Here is a 23,199-nt window from a genome sequence, read left to right as displayed (position 1 = left end):
TATGAAAGCAAAATCAATTAATGGAAAGTCGGTTCAGGAAATTAAATCTGCTCTTATTGAAAGCATGTCCGATGGTTTTAAGCCAACACTGGCATTTGTATTTATCTCAATAAAACATGAGCGCAATGAGATTATCAGCATAATGAATAGTTATAATATCCAGATATTCGGAGTTACTTCCAGCGGTGAAATATGCGATAGCGAAGTTCTTCGTGAAAGTATTTCGATTCTGCTTATGGATATGAATAGAGCAAACTTTAAAATATTACTAGAGGAATATGGAAAAACTGATCCGGTTGAATTAGCGAAAACCATGACCGGCAATGCAATGAAGCTTTATGAGAAGCCGGCATTCATTCTCTCTAATAGTGTTGCTGACATTACAGAAATGGCTGTCAGCGAAAAAATTCTCTATAGTATTTCAGAAGTAGCCGGTAAAGATGCTGTTATTTGGGGAGGCGGTGCCGGCGATGACCTTAGATTCAAGGAAACTTTTACATTCACAAATAATAAAAAAACGAATAATGGTATTCTGCTTCTAGTAATTGATAATAATAATGTTATTGTAAAAGGACGGGCAGCAACAGGACAAAAACCGGTTGGTACTCAAAAGACAATTACTAAAGTTGAGGATAACTGGATTCTGGAGATTGATAATCAGCCGGCAGCTGAATTAATGCCGAAATTTCTGGGATTAAACTTAACTGAAGAAAAGTATAAAGAGTTTAATATCGGTACTGTAATACTCAGTCTTTCAAAAGAAAAAGGGGAACCGTTGATCCGTTCCTCAATGGGATTGAACTGGGATAATAAAGGATTGGCGGTTTCCGGCAGAGTAAAAGTGGGTGATAGAATACGTTTAACACTTCCGCCTGATTTTGAAGTGATTGAAGAAGTAAGTGCGGATGCAAAGAAAATACAATCAGCAGAAATGCCCGAAGCCGATGCCCTTCTTATGTTTTCATGTATTGGAAGACTGGATGTTTTTGGTCCTCTTACATCAGATGAAGTAAATGGAATTAGAAACGCATTTAAGGTTCCGATGGCCGGATTTTTTACTTATGGCGAGTATGGCAGAGCAACCGGCGGTGATAATGAATTCCATAACATGACTTGCTGCTGGGTTGCATTAAAAGAAAAATAAATGAATCAGAAAATTGAAAATATTATAAGGCTTATTCTGAGTAATCAAAAGATTACCGATGAAGAGAAAAACAACGCGGTTAAAGCTCTGCAGGATGTTAATAAGGAATTAGAGATAACTGCTTTCAAGCTTGATAGAACCGAAAAGGTTAAGAAAACAACTTCCATACTTCTTGAAGAAACAATTGAGGAACTGGAGTTAAAGAGAAAAGCAGTTGAAGCGCAAAACCGCGAACTGGAAATTGAAAAATCTCTTGAGAAAGTCCGAACAGTAGCTATGGCGATGAGGAAACCGGATGATATGCTTGAGGTTTGTAAAACAATTTCGCTTCAACTGGAGTTATTAGGCGTTGCCGAAATCCGGAATGTGCAAACCGCTATCTTTTACCAGCAGAACGGCACTTACACAAATTACGAATACTATTCTAAGCACAATAAAACCTTTATTACAGAAACCACGTATACAAATAATGAGCTGCATCAGGAATTTGCCGAGAAAATGATAAAAGGAAAGGGAGAATTTTTCATAACTCATATTAAAGGCAAGGAAGTTATAGATTGGATTGCTTATCAGAAAACGACAAATGTTTTTATTGATAACTACCTTGAAACCGCTTCATCGCTAAACTATTATTGGTTTTCACTCGGACCGGTTGCTTTAGGGATTTCAACTTATCAGCCTCTGACGGAAGAAGAAATAAATTTATTCAAAAGATTCCTTAAGGTATTTGAACTGTCATATCAAAGGTATCTTGATATTCAAAAAGCCGAGGCACAGGCAAGAGAGGCGGAAATTCAGCTTGCACTGGAGAGAGTGAGAGCGAGAAGTCTTGCTATGCATAATACTTCCGAATTACAGGAAGTTGTAAATATACTTGCGCAGCAATTGCACAGTATGAATCTTGATATTAACGGTGGAGTATTCATCGTTATTAATGATGAAGTTGATAAAGATGTTACTCTTTGGGCATCCGGCGGCGCAGCTGATTATGTACAAAAAGTGACTGTCCCATTTTTAAACAGCCCAATAATTATTGAGCTAATGAATGCGATCAAAAGAAAAAATAATTTCTTTACCGAAGATCGCACCGACGAAGAAAAGATCAGTCTGTTCAAACATCTTTTCAAATTTCCGCCGTGGAATAGTTTATCTCAGGAAAGAAAAGAGGAACTGTTATCACGAAAAGGGGGATATACCAGATCCGTTGTTATATCGAATTATACAAGCATTTCCATTACCAACCACAACGGAAAAAAATTCTCTGATGATGAAAATGAAATTCTAAAACGTTTTGGAAATGTTTTTGAACAATCCTATATCCGCTTCCTCGATCTGCAGAAAGCAGAGGCTCAGGCAAGAGAAGCGCAGATTGAAGCTGCGTTGGAAAAAGTTAGAAGCCGTTCCATGGCAATGAGGAGTTCATCTGAAATCGGTACCCTTATTTATCATTTGTATGGAGAACTTTCCAAACTGGATGCACACCTGGATAGGTGTTTTATCATGATTGTAAACCCGGAAAATCGTGGTATTACATGGTGGCTGGCCGGTAAAGAAGGGCTGCTGAATGAAAACGGTTTTTTTGTTCAAAACAATCAACACCCCTCACATCAGTTGTATCTTAATTATTGGGAGGAGAGAAGAAAAAAATGGACCTATCTTTTTGAAGGAAAAGAAAAAGAAGAGTGGGATCGATTTGGTTTTAGCCAAACAGAACTGACTAACCTGCCGGAGCCGGTAAAGAAGGACATGGCAGGAGTTAACAAAATATATCTCTCCGGCTCATCTGATATTTTCGGATGCTTAGTTACGGGAAGTTTTGAGCCGTTGTCCGACGAGCACCAGGGTATTCTAAGCCGTTTTGCGTCTGTTTTCAATCAAACTTATACCCGTTTCCTCGATCTTCAAAAAGCCGAAGCACAGGCACGAGAAGCTCAGATTGAGCTTTCACTGGAGCGAATCCGTTCACAGGTAACAGCTATGCGCGAGTCTTCCGAACTGCTCGATATTGTTGTTACAATGCGATCCGAGTTTGTTGCACTAGGTCATGAAGCACATTATTTCTGGCATATGCGCTGGCTACCCGATAAATATGAAAAAGCTATGACTTCAGGAGATGGTACGCGGATTGGTATGGTGATGACATTGCCCCGTCATATCCACAGTGATATAAAGTTATTAGCCGATTGGGAAAAGAGTGATGAATCTACTATTATTTTTCCAATGGATGTAGAAACCGCTGTAGAATATGTTCATAAAATGATCACACTTGGAGATTTCGAGCAGGTAGATCCCAATGCACCAACTTTGGACGACATTCGTCATATCGGAGGATTAACATTCATAATGGCTCGCACTACACATGGGGAAATTGGATATAGTCTACCCGGAATAGTAGTTGATCCTCCAATGGAAGATTTATCTTCATTGGTTCGCTTCGCCGGTGTATTTGATTTAGCCTATAAACGTTTTGAAGATCTGAAAGGTGCTGAACGTCAGCAACGTGAAGCGCAGATTGAACTGGCGCTGGAACGAACCAGAACTCAGAGTATGCTGATGAAGCACTCCAGTGAACTCAATGATATTTCAAAGACTTTTCACGAGCAGCTTCTAGGCTTAGGAATTGATTCCGAATTTTCCTTTGTCTGGCTGCCAGATGAAGACAAACAGGAACACATGTTTTGGGCAACATGGGTAAATGACATAAATGGTACTTCGCAGTATCAGAGTAAAGCCGTAAAATATCCACTAGATAAAACAGAGCCTGGTACAGCAAAGTGTTACGCGGATTGGGAGAGTAATCAACCAGTGCATGAAACATTCGTACCGCCCGGTAAAATCGATTCATTCTTTGCTTCCTGGGAAGAATTGCTGAAGGGAGCGGTGAAATTCAAGCCGGAATTTTTTCCGGAAGGAATTTATTATACTGAAGCCTACATGAAATATGGTTGTTTTGGCATAGATATAAGACGGCCACTCACTCAGGAAGAAAAGGAAATCCTTCGTAGATTTTCTGTGGAATTTGAAAGAACCTATACCCGCTTCCTCGATTTACAAAAAGCAGAAGCTCAGAATAAAATTATTCAGGCCGAGAACGAACGAAAGTCAAAAGAGCTTGAAGATGCTCGTCAGCTCCAGCTTGCTATGCTTCCAAAAGAGTTGCCGAAACTTTCCAAGCTTGATATCGCTGTGCATATGCAGACTGCAACAGAAGTAGGTGGAGATTATTACGATTTTTCATTCAAGGATAATGGTTCGTTGAATATCTGCTTAGGGGATGCCACCGGCCATGGTCTCAAAGCCGGAACAATCGTCTCAATGATGAAATCACTCTTTATAGCCGATTCAGCTAGATTAGAAATAAAAAACTTTTTTTCATCCTCTAATGAAATATTAAAGAAAATGTCTTTAGACAAAATGATGATCTCCTTTGCAATGGTTAATATCTACGGACGGGAAATAAAAATAGCCAATGCCGGAATTCCACCGGTCTTTATATACAGGAAAGAAATCAATTTTGTAGAAGAGGTTACTCTTCACGGATTACCTTTTGGGGCTTTGAGAAGAACCGAATATGATGTTTTTTCGACTGAAGTTAATTCCGGAGATACAATTTTATTACTTAGCGACGGATTACCCGAGCTTCAGAATGCAGATAGAGAAATGTACGGCTACGATAGACTAAAGAGAGTATTTGCTGAAAACGGAGGCAAAAGCTCAAATGAAATAATCTCTGCTCTACAAATGGATGGCGCAAACTGGAAAGGGGAATTAGAACAGAATGATGATATTACTTTTATCGCAGTTAAAGTAAAGTGATAATAAAACTTATCTCTAATTATTGAAAGGATATTGCTATGAAAATTATGGTTGTGGATGACGAACAAGATGTGAAATTACTTTTTGAGCAGACATTCCGTAAGGAAATAAAATCCGGTAAGCTCGCTTTTCTGTTTGCTTTTTCGGGGGAGGAAGCTCAGGATTACCTTAAATCGAACGGACCGGGTGAGGTTAAACAGATACTTTCTGATATCAACATGCCGGGCATTAATGGCCTTGAACTTTTGAAATGGATAAAAGACAATTATCCCGAGTTGAAAGTAGCCATGATTACCGCCTATGGTGATCAGAATAATTATAATAAAGCGCTTGAATACGGCTGCGACGATTATATGACCAAACCGATAAATTTCGATCAGCTCAAAGAAAAGGTGCTCCCTTAATTAAGAATTTTTTCCATCTATTCTTATTATAAATAAGGATTATAAATGAAGGCTAATAAAACAAAAGTAGAACCGGTTGAATCTGAAACCGAATTATTGAAAAAACAACTGGCTCAAAGGGAAGCAGAGCTTGCGATAATAAGCAGTGTAAGTGAAGCAATTTCAAAACAGCTTAGTATTGATACAATAATCAAAATTATCGGTGATAAAGTAAGAGATATCTTTAAAGCAGAAGTAACCGAAATCCTTTTGTTGGAAGAATCAACAAAGATTATTCATGTTCCATATTCTTTCTATCGTGATTATCAGGAAGCAGAGCCATTCCTGCTTGGAGAAGGGCTAACATCAAAGATTATTAAATCCGCCAGACCATTATATCATGGCACCTTTGATGAAGCAATCAAATTAGGAGTTCTTGTTCAATCGGAAGAAGAAAAAACAGAAACCTATATCGGCGTTCCGATCATTGCGGGCGATAAAGTAATTGGTGTAGTGAGCATTCAGAGCTATAAGAAAAATGATTATAATGATGAAAAAATCCGCCTGCTTTCAATTATTGCTACAAACATGGGTGTTGCTTTACAAAACGCTAAACTGTTTGATGAAACCAAAAGATTACTTAATGAAACCGAACAGAGAACCGCTGAACTTTCAATTATCAATAGTGTTCAGGAAGGATTAGCTAAAGAACTCGATATCAATAGTATCTACGAATTAGTTGGGGAAAAAATAAGAGAAATATTTAATGCCCAGGTAATTGATATTGTTAAGTATGATAAAAAAAGCAATATGATTGAAGATTGCTATTCATTTGAAAAAGGTGATCGAACACTTATAGGACCCCGCCCGCTGAAAGGATTTCGCAAGCATGTAATTGATACTGTTAAACCATTGTTAATTAATAGGGATGAGGAGAAAGAAGCTGTAAAGTATGATAATGTTGTAATGTTTGGTGAAAGAGCAAAATCTCTTGTATTTGTACCAATGATAGCCGGTGATGAAGTAACCGGTGTAATCAGTTTGCAGAATCTTGATAAGGAGGATGCTTTTAGTGATTCCGATTTGCGTTTGCTGACTACTCTTGCAAACAGTATGAGCGTCGCACTTGAGAACGCAAGGTTATTTGACGAGACAAACCGCCTCTTAAAAGAAACCGAGCAGCGTACTGCAGAACTTTCCGTTATCAATAGTGTTCAGGAGGGTCTGGCAAAAGAACTTGATATGCATGGCATTTATAATCTGGTGGGCGATCGTCTTTGTGCTTTGTTCCCGGATACCCAGACTCTTGTAATCAGAACATTTGATCACGATACAGGTTTGGAATACTGGCAATATGCTATTGAAAAGGGGGAAAGGCAGCATGTCGATCCACGGCCTTTTAATTGGAACAGTAAATTACTCGTCGAGACTAAAAAACCGCTCGATATTAAAGAGAATTATGTTGAAACAGCTAAAAAATATGGAAGCTCTGGCGTAACAGCAGGACAGCCTCCTAAATCTGCTGTGTTTGTCCCGATGATTGCCGGAGATCTGGTTAGGGGATCCGTGAGCCTTCAAAATGTTGATAGAGAAAATGCATTTACTGAATCTGATTTAAGACTTCTTACTACGCTAACCAATAGTATGATTGTCGCTTTAGAAAACGCAAGGCTTTTTGATGAGACAAATAAACTTCTGGATAAAACCAAACAGCAAGCTGCTGAGTTGGAAATAATTAATAGCGTTGGTGAAGGATTGGCAAAGCAGCTCGATTTCCAATCCATTATTGATCTTGTCGGAGATAAAATTAAAGAAGTATTCAACGCGCAGGTTGTCTCTATTTCGACTTATGACTCGGCTGATAATAAAATTCATCATCGATACGTCATTGAAAAGAACAAAAGGTACTACTTCGATAAACCGATCGATATCGATCCTGATAGAAAGGAAATTATTGAAACACAGCTGCCGTTGATATTCGGATCGAGCCGGGAAATTATTGAACACAGCGGTGACCAGGTGCTTGATGGTGAAATGCCCGAATCATTCTTAGGCGTTCCAATAATTCATAATGGAAAAACTACAGGTGTTATTACTATTCAGGATTTGGACAGGCAGAATCTCTACTCCGAAAAAGATGGAGTTCTGCTTTTGACTCTCGCATCGAATATGGGAGTTGCATTAGAAAACGCCAGACTGTTCGAAGAAACGAAACGGTTGCTTTTAGAAAGCGAACAGCGGAATGTAGAATTGTCCATTCTCAATACAATTCAGCAAGGACTTGTACAGGAGATGGATATTGAATCCATTATAAATCTTGTCGGGGATAAATTCAGAGAAGCTCTTGGATTCCAGGATCTTGGAATTAGACTTTATGATAAAGAGAATGATATTCTTCATTTTTATTATGAATATGAACATGGAGAGAAACTTACTATCAATTCATCGAAGCCGACTCCGCTTTCAAAATATGTTCTTGATTCCGGCAAAACTCTTCTTCTCAAAAAGAATACTCCGGAGGAAAAAGAAAAACTGGGAATTTTTGGAAAGACAACTATACCCGGCACAGACATGAGTAAATCCCTGATCATGGTTCCGATTTTATTAGGTACAGAAGCAAAAGGATTAATACTGATTGAGAACTATGACAGAGAGGATGCTTTTTCGGAATCGGATATCCGCCTTCTAACTACTGTCTCAAACAGTATGAGCGTAGCTTTAGAGAATGCGCGGCTGTTCAAAGAAACTCTAAGACTGCTCGATGACAGCAAGAAACATACAGCTGAACTTGGAACTGTTAACAGTATCAGTCAGGCGATTGTTGGGCACCTTGAGATTGATAAGCTGATAAATCTTGTTGGTGAAAAAGTGCGCGATCTTTTCAAAGCTAATATTGTATATCTCGCGTTGTTGGATAAAGAAAATGAAATGATTGAATTTCCATATTGTTTTGGCGAGGAGTTGACTCCAATTCAACTTGGGATCGGATTATCTTCAAGAATTATACTGGATAAAAAACCACTTCTTATAAATAAAGAAATAAATAAAAAGAGTGAAGAATTAGGGATAAAGAGAATTGGAATTCCTTCGGCTTCCTATCTCGGTGTTCCAATTCCTGTAGGGGATGAAATAATTGGTGTTCTTAGCGTACAGAGCACCGAGGCAGAAAATGTTTTTAACGAGGGGGATATGCGCCTTCTCGGTACAATAGCCGCTCACGTCGGAATTGCAATAAATAATGCTAATGCCTACAAAGAGCTGAATAAAACTCTTGAAGATCTTCAGGCTACACAGAAACAGCTTATTGCCCAGGAAAAACTTGCCTCGCTCGGTCAGCTTACCGCAGGTATTGCACATGAAATAAAAAATCCCCTCAACTTTGTAAATAACTTTTCTGAGCTTTCAGTTGGAGTGGTTGAAGAATTAAGAGATGAGTTCCATAAACACATATCGAAATTCAATTCTGAAGAATTAGAGGAATTGAATGAACTTCTCAACTCCCTTAAACAGAATGCTGAAAAGACAAAAGAACATGGAAAACGTGCCGACAGTATTGTTCATAGTATGCTTCAGCATTCAAGGGGCAAAACAGGTGAAATACAACCGATAGATATTAATGCAATGCTCGATGAGGATCTTAATTTAGTTTATCACGGAATGCGGGCTCAGGACGGAACATTCAATATTAAAATTGAAAAGGAATACGATTCAGGAATTAGTAAAGTTGAGGTTATTCCTCAGGATATCAGCCGTGTATTTCTCAATATTCTTACCAACGGCTGTTACGAAGCCCATAGAAAAAAAATGGAATTGAACACTGATGAACCTGCCAGAATCAGGGTCAAAACTCTTGAGTCGGATTCGTTTATTGAAATTCGTGTTATGGATAATGGACACGGAATTCCGGAAAAAATCAGAGGGGACCTCTTCACTCCTTTCTTTACTACCAAACCGACAGGTAAAGGAACAGGACTCGGTCTTTCAATAAGCTATGATATTGTAGTTGCAGAGCATAAAGGCGAATTACTCTTCGAGACTGAAGAGGGTAAATTCACTGAATTTATAATCAGACTTCCTAAAAATCATAAAAAATAATTATATGAATACAACTCCCAAAATACTTGTTGTTGATGACGAACCGGATCTGGAACTGCTCATCAATCAAAAATTCAGGAAAGAGATTAAACAGGGGAAATACAGCTTTAAATTTGCAGGTAACGGAATTGAAGCTCTTAAAAAATTAATTGCCGATAATGAAATTGAGCTTGTTCTCACCGATATCAACATGCCTGAAATGGACGGCCTTACTCTTCTTTCGAAAATTAAAGAATTGAACAATCCGCTTCTTCACTCGGTAATTGTTTCTGCTTATGGTGATATTTTAAATATCCGGACTGCAATGAACGGGGGTGCTTTCGATTTTGTGGTTAAACCGATCGATTTTAATGACCTCGAGATTACAATGAATAAAGCATTGAGCAATCTTGTTTCATTCAAAAAAGCTCTGAAGACCAGAGATGAATTAATTACTATCCGCAAAGAACTGGACGAAGCACGGTCTCTGCAATTATCGATGCTTCCTAATACAATTCCGCAGATAGAAGGGATTAATATTTCTGCTTTTATGAAAACTGCAAGCGAGGTAGGTGGAGATTATTACGACTTCTCTAATAATAATGACGGCTCACTGAATATTGCAGTCGGGGATGCAACCGGACACGGAATGAAAGCTGGTATTATGGTCTCAATTATGAAAACACTTTTTATTACTAATTCCTCCCATCATGATCTTGTGGAATTTTTCAAACTTGCCAATGATGCGATCAAATCATTAAATCTCGGCCGCATGATGGTTGCATTTGCAATGGTCAGTTTGAATGGAAATAAATTAAAAGTACTGAATGCCGGAATGCCGCCGATTTTTTGCTATAAAAGTGCAGATAAAAAGGTTGTTGAAATTGGAAGTCATAATCTCCCTTTAGGCGCAGTGAATAATAGTAATTACAATACTGAAGAAATTGAAATAAATCATAATGATGTGATACTGATTCTAAGCGACGGATTTCCGGAGATTCAAAACAGCAGCAATGAACAATATGGATATCAAAGATTGACAGATACTTTTTTACAAATTGGAAATAAAAACAGCGATGATATTATTACTATTCTGAAAAATGAAGTTTCGAACTGGCTTGGCAATAAAGAACTTGAAGATGATGTTACGTTTGTTGTAATTAAAAAATATTAACATAGATCCATAAAAAAATCGTGAACAAACAATAAATGAATCGGGAGTCAAAATGAAATTCAATACAAGTGAACTATATAATGCAGTAGTAATTTCTTTTTCAGGAAAATTAATGGGCGGACCTGAAGCGGTTGATTTTCATAATAAAATTGAAGACTACATTAAGTCCGGCAAGAAAAATGTTATTCTGGAATTGACCAATGTTAAATATGTAAATAGCTCCGGAATTGGCAATATAGTTAGAGCATTCAGTACTGTTAAAGATGCCGGCGGTAATTTAAAGTTGGCTGGCGTGACTGATAAGGTTGAAGGGGTCCTTTCGATTACAAAACTGCTAAGTATTTTTGAACTGTTTAATTCAGTGGATGAAGCTGCGAAGAGCTTTAATTAATTTGCTGAATTATTTCCAAGGATAAAAGAAGAACACTTCTTATCTTTAACAAGAAAGAAATCATTCTTATCATCATGATATGAAAAACAAAATCCTTCTTGTAATATTTCTAATTGTATTAAATAGGTTGAATGCTCAATGGGCTAATATGGATGGCCCATATGGCGGAACAGTATTTGCGCTAACATCGGATGGTAATTATGTCTATGCTGGAACTCAAAGGGGATTATTTCGTTCTTCTGTGAATAATATTAATTGGGAACAGTTAGGTAATGAAATATTGGACATACGTTCAATAGCAGTTTCTGAAGAAAATATATTTATAGGTACGCTGGGAAAAGGTGTATATAGATCTACTGACTATGGGGCTACCTGGACTCAGGCAATAAATGGATTGTCATTACCATATTCAAACACAATGATAAGAGATATTAAAATTAGCGGAGACAATATTTATGTCGGTTATAGGGAAGGGCTTTATGTATCTAAAAATAATGGTGACAGCTGGACAAAAATTAAAAGTGAACCTGTCTTTAAAATGGAAATCCCAAGGCCGAATAATTTGATAATTTATGGAGGTCGTGACAAGATAATATTGTCAGATGATAACGGCAGTTCTTGGAAAGATATCTGGAATTACAGCAAATACTTTGGAGTTGATATTGACCTGGCAAATGAGATGATTTATGCTCAAGTTTATTCGGTTACATCAATTCGATCAAAGATTTATGCCGGCACAGACAGAGGAATATTTTTATCAAATGATTTTGGCTCGAATTGGGTTCAGACTAACAACGGACTTAAGAATAGTTTGATAACATCCCTTTTTATCAACGACGAAGGAATTTATGCCGGTTCACTTGAAGGAGGAATTCATTTCTCAAATAATGACGGGAATAATTGGACACAAATTAATAATGGTTTATCGGAATTGGAAATACTCTCTTTTACTGGTTCTCAAACCAGAATATTTGCCGGAACGAATAGCGGTGTTTTTATGTCTGCCAGCAATGGAAATTTGTGGGCACCAATAAATCAAGGAATAACTGGTGTATCAGTTAATTCCATACACTTCAGCGGCGCAACTTATTTTTTAAGTTCAAATTACGGTGTCTTCAAATTGTCAGACGCAAATTGGACTCAGACTAATAACGGAATTTCAAATAAAACGGTAAGCAGCCTGGCTGCTATAGGAGAAAAAATATTTGTCGGGACAAACGATGGATTATATTCATCTTCGAACAATGGCGCTGAGTGGATAAAGATAAAGAATGGCATTGCTGAAGCTTTTATTACTCGCTTGAAGGTCTATGAAAACAATTTATTTGTTGTTGCATCTCCAAAAGAAATTTATAAAACCACTGATTTAGGAATAAGTTGGGTGAAGCTTAATCTTGATTCAATTAATGCTGATGAAAATGTATTAGATCTGATTGTTAACATGGGCAATATCATAGTTAGCACATATTCCGGGAAATTGTTTTTATCAATTGATGACGGGGCTAGTTGGACAATTGTCAATAATAATATTCCTAAAGATCTTATCTTCACATTTGTTTCTAATGCAGAAAAAATAATTGGAATATCAAGAGGGGGTTTTATTTTTACTTCAACAAGTAACGGTGCTGATTGGACATTTGATCTGGGTGCTCCAGGTTCTAACCTGGTAAATAGAATTATTCCAAGATCTCTAACAATTAGTAATAATAATCTGTTTTTAGGTAGTGATAACGGGCTCTTCTTATCAGAGGATTTTGGTCACAGTTGGATACAAATTGGATTGAATAATAAAATAGTTCTGTCTCTTTTTGTAAAAGGAGATTATCTTTTTGCAGGTACCGAAGGATATGGAATATGGAAAAGATCTATTTCGGAAATGATAACAGATGTAGGTTATGAAGAAGATGATAGTATAACATCGTTTCAATTGTTCCAAAATTACCCTAATCCTTTTAATCCAATTACAAAGATAAAATTTGATTTGCCGGAGAGAGCTAAAACTCGATTAATTGTTTATGATATTCTGGGGCGGGAGGTTTCTTTGCTTTTAGATTCTGAGCTTGAAACTGGTAATCATGAAATTGATTTTGACGGTTCGAAATATTCAAGCGGAGTTTATTTTTATAAAATTCTTTCAGGAAAATATTCTAAAATGATGAAAATGATACTGATGAAGTAGAAGTTATCTGCAGAATTATCTCTTTAATCCGGAGTACTATTTGATAGTATGTTTAAAAAGTGAAGAAATTAACTTCAATAAACTATAAAGTTGGTGTGTGCCAAAAATCCTCTCTTTGTTTCTAACTAGTCATTGGTAATTCAACAAATCTACTCTGATTCTAATATGAACCCTCCGGAAATTTGAGTGAAGTGAATTATGGGTCTGCAGATTAATTGCGACCTCAAAATGAATAATTCTTAAAAATATTCTTGCTCTAAATGAAGATTATTAAAATAAATTCTTACTTTTGACATGCATTTTTTATAAATGATACATTAATTTCTGCAAGATAAATCATGACTAACGAATTCATCATTATAGCTTCCTTCGTAATCAGCATAGCATTGATAATACTGTTGACCGCAAGATTTAAAGTAAATGCTTTTTATGTTCTCATCTTAATTGGAATTGGCATGGGATTGGTCTCTGGTTTATCTCCCGAAAAAGTAATTCAGGTTTTGAAAGAGGGTTTCGGTAATACGCTTGCTTCAATTGGATTGATCATAGTTTTTGGAACAACATTAGGACTCGTTCTTGAAAAGACCGGTGCCGCCTATACAATGGCAGAGTACATTCTAAAGAAAGTCGGCACAAAAAATGCCCCTTTAGCGATGACGATAACCGGTTTTATCTTCGGAATACCGATATTTTGCGATTCAGGTTATGTCGTTTTAAGTTCACTTAATAAATCTGTTGCCGCGCGGACAAGAAAATCGATGACAATTATGGGTTCTTTACTCGGCATCAGTTTATACTCTGTTCATTGTTTAATACCGCCGCATCCCGGAGCTACAGCCGCAGCCGGAATAATCGGCGCCTCAATCGGAAAACTTATGCTGATTGGTCTGGGAATTGCAATGATAGCTTTAGCTGCCGGGTTTCTCTGGATAAGATTTTTGGAAAAGCGCAATGATCAACCTGATTTCGAAATAAAATCCGATATGAATCAACCGGAATCAGCTTTATTAAGATATCCTCTTTTGTCTTTTTTACCCGTATTTCTTCCGATTGTTTTAATAGCTATTAAGTCTGTTCTCTTAATGTACTCAATAAGTACCGGGGGATTACTTGTAACTATTATATATTTTATTGGTGATCCTGCTATTGCTCTTTTAATTGGAATAGTAATTAGTTTGTTCGTTAATACGGACTTTAAGTTTAACTTAATTCATTCAGTGCTGGAAGATTCAATAAAAAATGCCGGAATAATCTTATTAATAACGGCTGCCGGCGGTGCATTCGGCGCAATACTTAAAGCTTCAGGTGTTGGAACAATAATCGGTGAGCAGCTTTCACAATCGGGTTTAGGAATATTCATCCCCTTTTTAATTGCCGCAGGTTTAAAAACCGCTCAGGGCTCTTCAACTGTTTCGATAATAACGACATCATCTATAATATTACCAATGCTGAGTGAGCTGCAATTAGCAACCGAGATGGGTCTTATCCTGGCTGTCCTTTCAATGGGAGCCGGATCCATGGTCTTCTCCCATACTAACGACAGTTATTTCTGGGTAGTTACTAAATTCTCCTCAATCGAATTGAACAAAAGCTTAAAAGTGTTCTCTTCTTCAACTATTGTTTTAGGACTCTCTGCACAAATAATAATTTTTCTCCTTGCTCAATTTTTAATATAACCTTTTTCTTTATTGACATTTGATGATGTTGCAGCAGATTTTAAAGCGGTAATTAGTTTATAATGATATGCAGGAGTTAATAAGCTATCTATCTTGTTAGGATTATCTGCAATTAGATTTTTATCTCGCCTTCCTTATTCAGGGCACATATAAGCAGCTATACATCGGTAAATTAATAGTAATCTTACTGATTGGGCTCCAAATTTCTTTATTACATCCCGTTAAAAATCTTTCCGCGCACTCGAGAAGAAAATTTTTTCCTTTCCGATTTTGCTTGACATCAGTATTATCGTGTTTTATATTTGGTCGTGCAGTCTATATATTAAACATATTTGACATCAGAGTAGGTTATCAGCATGGTTAAGAAATCTGATAATTCGAAATACCACGTCCCTAATCTGTCAAGAGCCTTGACGATTATGGAACATCTCTCAAAACATCCGGCCGGTTTAACTGCATCAGAAATTTCAGAACAATTAAAAATTCCTCGTAACTCGATTTTCAGGATTACATCAACTCTGGTTGATAATAATTATCTCGTTCGTGATGAAGAGACAAAGAAATATCAACTCTCTCAGAAACTTTTAACTATGGGTTATTCGGCACTGGGAGAGCAGACGCTTATTGAAAAATCTCTCCCGGTTATGAGAGCATTAAGAAATGAAGTGGGAGAGACCGTTCCGTTAGGAGTTCTTCACGGTTACGAAGGTTTGATTATTGAAGAAGTACCCGGAATTCATTCATTTAGGTTTGTTCTAGAACCCGGACGCAAATTCCATCTTCATACTTCCGCTCCCGCTAAATCTATTATCGCATTTTTACAAAATGACGACCAGGAAAGAATAATTTCAACAATTAATTTCACTAAGTACAATGATAGGACTATTGTTAATGCAAATGATTACAAAGAACATTTAAAAAAGGTTAAAAGCCGTGGTTTTGGAATTGATCATGCCGAAGAAATTGAAGGTATGATCTGTATTGGAGCCCCAATATTCAATTATAAAGGTTATCCCTTTGCTGCGATCTGGATCTCTGGTCCCTCGTTCAGAATAAAAGAATCTGATTTCGATAGAATAGGAAATACTGTGAAGAATTATGCGGATCGTATCTCCAAGAGTCTTGGTTTCGACCCGCAGTATATAAATACTGAATCGAAAGATTAATTTTTTTCATTGATATAATTACACAGTTTCTCTCTTTAGTGTGAGATATTTCTTAGCACTAAAGTCTTCGTATGATAGTTAAATGTTTTATATCTGGAGGGATTATGATTCGCAATTCAAAAAAAGTATTTCTTGCAGTTCTGTTTTACTTCATTTCGTCACTGATTCCGGCTCAAACAATAGATGTGGTTCCCAAAGAACCATATATGGGAAAAATCCCGGTTGGAAGTAAAGCCGTGAGGCAAATTCAGATCTACAATATTTCTCCTACAGCACTTAATATTTCCTCAATTTCTTTATCAAATACTCAACAGTTCCGGCTGTTAAACAATCCCGGTACAACCACCGTAGGACTGGCGGAGTTCTTCGCTCTTCAAATAGAATTTTCACCTACAGGTGGCGGTCCATTTACTTCGGAGTTGACAATTAACAGCAATGCTTCTACCAGTCCTAATAAATATACCATAACCGGATATGGCACTTCCGGAGCCAAGCCCAGTTTTGAAAGAATATTCGGAGGCGTGGATGATGATGGCGTTGGATCCATACAGCAGTTATCCGACGGCAGCTATCTTCTGGGCGGTTCTACCAGGCTGGCAGACCGGGAATATTCAGATTTTTATATTGTTAAGACTAACAATTCCGGTGAAGTTTTATGGAGCCACAGCTATGGCGTTGAGGATCTCGGCGAGGGAGTCGGGCATATTGAAGAAAGAACCGACGGAAGCTTTATTCTCTTTGGAAGCAAACAAACATTCAAGAACGGTCCCAGCGATCTTTATTTTGCAAAACTGAATGCCGACAGAACCGTTGCATGGGAAAAAATCTTCGGCGGAGCTGACGAGGAGAATTCAGGTACTTTTGTCAATACTCCGGACGGCGGATTTCTTTTAGCCGGAACCACAAGAAGTTTCAGTACTTCAACACAAGTTTACCTAATAAAGACCGATCAAAACGGCAATAAAGTTTGGGAGAAAAATTTCGGTGGAAATGGAGGCGATGCAGGTAAAAAGATTATCCCGACCAGAGACGGAAATTACATGATCCTTGCTACTACGTCATCTAAGGGAAGCGGAGATTTTGATGTCTATCTCTTAAAAGTGACCGGCAATGGTGACCTGGTGTGGGATAAAACATTCGGTGGTACTAAATGGGATGAAGGTACAGATATTGCCCAGCTTTCGGATGGCTCCTATATAATCTCTGGTTACAGTCAAAGTTATACATCTGATAGAGGTCATGAATGGCTGCTTCTTAAAGCCGATGAATCAGGTAACTTTTTATGGAATAAAACTTTTGGCAGTTCAAATCCATACCAGGATTATGCGTCAAGAATAGCGGTTGCAAGCGATGGATTTGTTCTTGCCGGTACAATAGATCTCCAAATCCAGCCCCGCACAATTAACGACATGCTTGTTATTAAAACTGATTTCAACGGTAACGAAATCTGGCGGTCTCAATTAGGCGGTTCCGAAAGTGAAGGAGCCGGCGGTCTCTTAGTAAATTCCGATGGACATTATGTTATTGCCGGGTCCACAGGAAGCTATAGCTCGAGAGGGGATGTATATTTTCTTAATCTTAACACATCAGGACAAATCATTACCAGCCTTAATGACAGGGAACAGGAATTGCTCCCTTATGAAGTTTCTCTTTACAACAATTATCCGAATCCTTTTAATAATCAGACGAGAATAACATATCAGGTTTATAAACCAGCTGAAATTGAATTAACTATTAATGATCTGCTTGGCAGGCGGATATCTATTCTGGATGAAGGATTTAAATCCCCCGGTTTATACACAGTCGCTTTTAATTCTGACCGTCTTGCCAGCGGAGTCTATTTCTGTGTGTTAAAAACAAGATCCAACATACTTGTAAATAAAATAATGCTTCTAAAATAAAATTAATCGGAGGGCTCTTATGAAATGAAAACCAACATTTTTTCTTTAATTAAAAAAACAATGACGTAAAACAAACAGTCGAGGAGTACAAAATGAAAGAAAAACTAATAGTATCTTTATCAAAATTATTCCTCATTATTTTTATTATCAGCTCGATGGGGCTGTATGCCCAGAACGGTAATATCACAGGACGTGTTACTGATTCTCAATCCGGTGAATTCTTACCTTCGGCTAACGTTTTATTACAGGGGACAAGAATTGGATCGGCTACTGATTTACAGGGTGGATACAGGATATCTAATGTTCCAGCGGGCAGTTATAAGTTGCAGGTCAAGTATATCGGCTATGCCGATTTCGTAACCGATGTAAATGTAGTTGCCGGTAGAACTGTAGAAGTAATGGTTAAACTGACACCGAGCTATGTCGATCTGGAAGATATTGTAGTTGAAGGATTAAGACAGGGCCAGGTAAAAGCTCTTGCGGTTCAGCGCGAAGCGGAAAATATTAAAAACGTAGTATCACGCGAGCAGATGGAAAGTTTTCCCGATGCTAACGTTGCAGAAGTTGTTGCCCGTATTCCCGGTGTTTATATCGGCCGTTCACTCGGTGATGGCAGGTACGCTCTTATCCGCGGAACTGAACCGAGATTGAACTCGGTAACAGTTAACGGCGAAGTGCTTGCTTCAACCAGAAATCAGGAAAGATTTTCCCAGCTCGACATTGTTGGCTCCAACCAGATGTCTTTCATCGAAGTAAATAAAGCAATTACTCCGGAAATGGATGCTAATGCAGTCGGCGGGTCCGTCAATATTATTACCAAGAGTGCTTTCGATTATCCGGGTATGAATCTGAAAGTATTAGCCGGTTCCGGATACACAGACCTTGGTGGAAAACCTTCCTATCATGGTAACTTCACTTTCAGTACCCGCTTCGGCGAAGATAAAAATTTGGGTATTTCGCTTACAGCTAATTACGATTCGAGAGAACGCGGTACGGATAATATGGAATACACCTGGGATCAGAAGCAGGATGCAAATAAGAATAATATTCCTTTCGCACTCGCCGAACTTAATTATATGGACTATATAAACAAAAAAGACCGTTATGGATTAGGCGGAGGTCTTGAATACCGCTTTAGTGATTTCCACAGAATCTATGCAAACATTCTTTGGAATCAGTTCGACGACTGGCAGGAAAGGGGAAGAGTTCGTCTGCGTGTTGACAGCGGAAACTATTTGAATCCTGAAGGTACTCTCACACAGAATTCCAGAATTGCTGCCGAAACAAGAGCTCGCCTTGAACAATTATTCCAGCATCAGTACAGCTTTGGCGGCGAACATAAGCTTGGCGACCTCGATATTAATTATCATGTTGCTCACACTTACGGTGAAGAAAACCATTTCGGCGATATAATCACATCCTATGATTTCTATCAGAGAGTCAATCTTTCACTCGATCTTAAAGAAAAAGATTATCCCAAGTATACTATTACAAATACTAATATCCCGGCAGACGCGCGTCTCGATGCTTCAAAGTATAACTTAAATGCATTCGATTATCGCGATATGCTCAGCACAACAAAATATACTGTCGGCAGAATTAATTTCGAATTACCTTACAATTTCTTTGAGTATCCGGCAAAAGTTAAAGCTGGATTCAAGTACACTACTACTTTCAAAGATAGAAATGACGATAGATATTCCTACAGCTATCTCTTAACACCTGCATTGACTATGGCCAATTTCCTGTCTGACAGGCAGCGGACAGATTTTATGGAGGGTAATTATATATTCGGTCCGCAATCCGATTATAAGAAAATTGAGGATTTCCTTTTACCGGGCAGAAAAGATGCTACCAAGTTTAGAGAAACTCTTAACTGGTATGATTCTGAAGGTGCTACTTACGAATCCAATGAAGACATTCTTGCTTACTTCTTAATGACGGATATTAATTTCGGAAAGCTTTCTGTACTGGGAGGTTTGCGCCATGAATTTACATCACTCGATTACAAAGGCGCTATGCTTGTTTTTGATGCTTCCGGAAATTTCTCGAGTCTTACGCCGACAACTTCACAGCGGGATTATAATAATTTCTTCCCGATGATTCATTTGCGTTACGATCTCTTTGAAATGACCAAACTTCGCGCTTCATTTACAAAATCTATTGCAAGACCGAACTTCTTCGATCTGGCTCCTACTTTCTTCCTTGAGCCAAGAAACAAAAGATATCGTAGCGGTAATCCGGATCTGAGCCCGACTCTTGCAACGAATCTTGATTTTATGGTTGAACATTATTTCAGCGGCATCGGTCTGGCTTCTGCAAGCTTGTTCTACAAGTCTCTTAAAGGAATCATTTATGAGAGCAGAAAAGTTACAACTACCGGTGCTTATATTGGCTATGAAGAGAGAATGCCTGTAAATGGAGGAGATGCCGAGCTTTATGGATTTGAATTCAGCTGGCAGCAGGAATTAACCTTCCTGCCCGGTTTCCTTTCCGGCTTTGGTATCTACTTTAATTATACACATACTTGGGCTGAAGCGGATCTTCAGGGACGTCTTGGATTCCTGCCCGGTCAGGCCGGTGATGTCGGTAATATAGCCCTTAACTATGAAAAAGATAATTTCAAAGCTCGTATAGCCTATGCATTCCAGGCGAAATTCCTCGAAGCTGTTGGAAAGAACACGCTTTTCGACGTGTTTGTTGACGGACACGGTCAGCTTGATTTTTCAGCATCATACAACTTCTGGCAGAATCTCGAAGTCTTCGCTGAAATCAATAATATAACAAATGAACCGGCGAGAAAATATCTTGGAATCGAATCCCGTCCTTACCTTCTTGAATTCTATTCATGGTGGTCAAGAGCAGGAATTAAGTGGAGTTTGTAAGTTGCAGAATTGTGGGGCGGTTAAATGCCGCCTCATTTTTAATCATTCATATTAATAATACGTAGAGAAATTATGACAAATAAAAAATATCATGGTGTAATAGCTCCATTAATAACTCCGATCGAAAAATCAGGAAAGATTGATGATAGTTCAGCAGAAAATTTGTTCAGATTAGTTATGAAGTATAATAATTTCCCTTTTATTCTTGGAACTACAGGAGAGATTGCTTTAAATCCTGTATCCAACAGAGAACATCTTGCTAAATTAGCTGTAAAAATTGTTAATGATAAAACATTGCTTTATGCTGGCATAACAGATAATTGTGTTGAAACAACAGTCAACACTGCAAAAAAATATTCGGATTTCGGAGTTCATATATTTGTTGTACATCTCCCCTATTTTTTCCCTCTAACACCCGACTTGATGCTCAAGTATTTCGAATACGTTGCGGATAATTCACCAAGACCTATCATTATTTATAACATTAAATCGATAACTAATATGTCGATACCTGTTGATGTTGTCGAAAAGCTAAGTTATCATCCAAACATTGTTGCATTAAAGGATTCCGAGAGGGATTATGAAAGAGTTGAAAAATTAGCTCGGTTATTTAAGGAAAGAGAAGACTTCTCTTTATTCATCGGCTGGACAAATAAATCAAGTCAGGCGCTACTTTTAGGATTTGACGGTATTATTCCTAATACTTCCAATGTAACTCCCGGATTATTTCAATCACTTTACGAAGCAGCGATTAATGGAGATGAAAAATCCGCAATGGAATTCCAGGAAAGAGCAGAAACCTTGTCGGTGCTTGTTCAGAACAATAAACCGATGACAAGAACTATTCCTGAAATTAAAGCAATATTAAATCATATGAATATATGTAAACCTTATGTTCAAATGCCTCTGGTTCCATTAACTGAAGAAGAAAATAAAATTTTAATAAATGAATATGCAAAACTGAGTTTATAAAAACGGAGTTTAGATGAAGAATATATCTGTTCTCATACTTGTTCTCTTATTGTCTGTTCAGATCTCCGGCCAGTATAACAACGAACCAATTAAGCTTAATACCGGTCCCCAGCTTTTCATTGATGACTATTTAATAGGGGACCAGGCTTATCTTACAAGAACAGTGAACAATCCTGTTAAGTTGGATAAGCCGATACTCTACGGCGGACAGAGTAAAGATCAGGTCTGGCAGCCATACTTTTCCGTTATAAGAGACCCTGATACAAAAAAATTCAAACTTTGGTATAACACTTTTGTTGAATCAATGAATATCAGTCGTTGTAAGCTGAGTTATATCGAGTCTGATGACGGAATAAACTGGGAACGGCCTTTTCATGTATGCGATTATCCCGAAGAGATTCAATTCGGATGTACTGTTCTCGACCGCGGGAAGGATTACGTTAATCAACAGGAAAGATATCTGTTTGCAACATACCTTAAACCCGGTTTTAAAATCGCTGCCTCTCCGGATGGAAAAAAATGGAATATGATTTCCAAGGATCCTGTCTTCCTTCATAACCATGATATTACTACCCTTCATTGGGATCCGATTAGAAAACATTATCTGGCAGTCGTCTCTCACCGGCTCGGCGGTTTCGGTGATCCGGATAATCCGATGATGGATGAACTGAGAAGAATTCCGCATCAGACTGTAAGCAAAGATTTGATAAACTGGGAACCGATAAGACCTATCTTCTGGCCTAAAGTCGGTGCACCGATCGAAAAAGGAGAAACTCAGTTCTATGCAATGTCCGGTGTTATTCCGCGAGGTGACCTCCTGATCGGATTCGTCAAAATTCTGAGGGACGATATAAATGCTACAGCGGGTGCATCGGCTTATGCGATGGGCGATATGGACAGAAAAGCTGCCGGACTTGGATACACTGTTTTAGCATGGACGCGTGACGGAGTAAACTGGCAGAGAGATTATGAACCGTTTATACCTAATAATCCTGTCCCCGGATCCTGGGACCATGCAATGGCATGGGGAGATGAACAGATTATTGTGAACAACGAAACATTTATCTATTACGGCGGGTACCAGCGCGGGCATAAAGTTAACCGGTTTGAAGAAAGACATTTATGTCTTGCCAGAATGCCTGTTGACAGGTATGTAAGCAGAGATGCCGATCTTAGTCCGGCTTACCTTATTACTAAACCAGTCACATTTTCAGCTAATGAAATTACTGTTAATGCAAATGTTGCCGGCGAAATGCGTGTTAGAATCCTCGATTCAGATAAAAAACCAATGAAAAATTTTGACTGGGTTGAACTTAAAGGCGATTCTGTTGAACATAAATTAGACTGGAAAAAACTAAACTCGCTTAATGGTAAAACTGTCCATCTCGAGTTCCGCTTTACAAAATCACAGTTGTTCGGTTTTACTTTAAAATAATTT

Annotated in this window: 13 protein-coding genes; all 13 read left to right on the top strand. The window is 38.0% G+C overall.

Features of this window, described 5'->3' with window-relative positions; translation table 11 throughout:
* The first annotated feature begins 1 nt into the window (after position 1).
* Positions 2 to 1,144, top strand: a complete 1,143-nt coding sequence (locus PLZ15_01995) for an FIST N-terminal domain-containing protein (GenBank protein ID HOI28504.1) — start codon at positions 2 to 4, stop codon at positions 1,142 to 1,144.
* The gene (locus PLZ15_01990) at positions 1,145 to 4,960 is read left to right on the top strand and encodes a PP2C family protein-serine/threonine phosphatase (GenBank protein HOI28503.1); all 3,816 of its coding nucleotides are present in this window, start codon (positions 1,145 to 1,147) and stop codon (positions 4,958 to 4,960) included. It begins immediately after the preceding gene.
* 38 nt (positions 4,961 to 4,998) lie between these two features.
* Positions 4,999 to 5,364: a response regulator gene (locus PLZ15_01985; GenBank protein HOI28502.1), complete on the top strand. Its 366-nt coding sequence runs from the start codon at positions 4,999 to 5,001 to the stop codon at positions 5,362 to 5,364.
* A gap of 45 nt (positions 5,365 to 5,409) precedes the next feature.
* Positions 5,410 to 9,438 (top strand): GAF domain-containing protein, encoded by a 4,029-nt coding sequence (locus tag PLZ15_01980; GenBank protein ID HOI28501.1) that lies wholly within the window; start codon positions 5,410 to 5,412, stop codon positions 9,436 to 9,438.
* Positions 9,439 to 9,442: 4 nt separating this feature from the next.
* Complete coding sequence (locus PLZ15_01975; protein ID HOI28500.1) at positions 9,443 to 10,591, top strand: SpoIIE family protein phosphatase; 1,149 nt, start codon at positions 9,443 to 9,445, stop codon at positions 10,589 to 10,591.
* 52 nt (positions 10,592 to 10,643) lie between these two features.
* Positions 10,644 to 10,982, top strand: coding sequence for an STAS domain-containing protein (locus PLZ15_01970; GenBank protein ID HOI28499.1), 339 nt, complete (start codon positions 10,644 to 10,646; stop codon positions 10,980 to 10,982).
* 79 nt (positions 10,983 to 11,061) lie between these two features.
* Complete coding sequence (locus tag PLZ15_01965; protein HOI28498.1) at positions 11,062 to 13,161, top strand: T9SS type A sorting domain-containing protein; 2,100 nt, start codon at positions 11,062 to 11,064, stop codon at positions 13,159 to 13,161.
* A 338-nt stretch (positions 13,162 to 13,499) separates the two neighbouring features.
* Complete coding sequence (locus PLZ15_01960) at positions 13,500 to 14,837, top strand: GntP family permease (GenBank protein HOI28497.1); 1,338 nt, start codon at positions 13,500 to 13,502, stop codon at positions 14,835 to 14,837.
* Positions 14,838 to 15,193: 356 nt separating this feature from the next.
* Positions 15,194 to 16,003 (top strand): IclR family transcriptional regulator, encoded by an 810-nt coding sequence (locus PLZ15_01955; protein HOI28496.1) that lies wholly within the window; start codon positions 15,194 to 15,196, stop codon positions 16,001 to 16,003.
* A gap of 104 nt (positions 16,004 to 16,107) precedes the next feature.
* Positions 16,108 to 17,904 carry a T9SS type A sorting domain-containing protein gene (locus PLZ15_01950; GenBank protein HOI28495.1) on the top strand — a complete coding sequence of 599 codons (1,797 nt, stop codon included), beginning with the start codon at positions 16,108 to 16,110 and terminating at the stop codon, positions 17,902 to 17,904.
* Positions 17,905 to 17,996: 92 nt separating this feature from the next.
* A complete protein-coding gene (locus tag PLZ15_01945) occupies positions 17,997 to 20,789 on the top strand; it encodes a TonB-dependent receptor (GenBank protein ID HOI28494.1) in 2,793 nt (930 codons plus the stop codon).
* 72 nt (positions 20,790 to 20,861) lie between these two features.
* Complete coding sequence (locus tag PLZ15_01940; GenBank protein ID HOI28493.1) at positions 20,862 to 21,761, top strand: dihydrodipicolinate synthase family protein; 900 nt, start codon at positions 20,862 to 20,864, stop codon at positions 21,759 to 21,761.
* A gap of 13 nt (positions 21,762 to 21,774) precedes the next feature.
* Positions 21,775 to 23,196: a hypothetical protein gene (locus PLZ15_01935; protein ID HOI28492.1), complete on the top strand. Its 1,422-nt coding sequence runs from the start codon at positions 21,775 to 21,777 to the stop codon at positions 23,194 to 23,196.
* Positions 23,197 to 23,199 lie beyond the last annotated feature (3 nt).

The organism is Melioribacteraceae bacterium, assembly GCA_035362835.1.
Classification (GTDB): domain Bacteria; phylum Bacteroidota; class Ignavibacteria; order Ignavibacteriales; family Melioribacteraceae; genus DSXH01.
The sequence above is the reverse complement of the archived record's forward strand: the minus strand, read 5'-3'. Positions and strand labels throughout refer to the sequence as shown.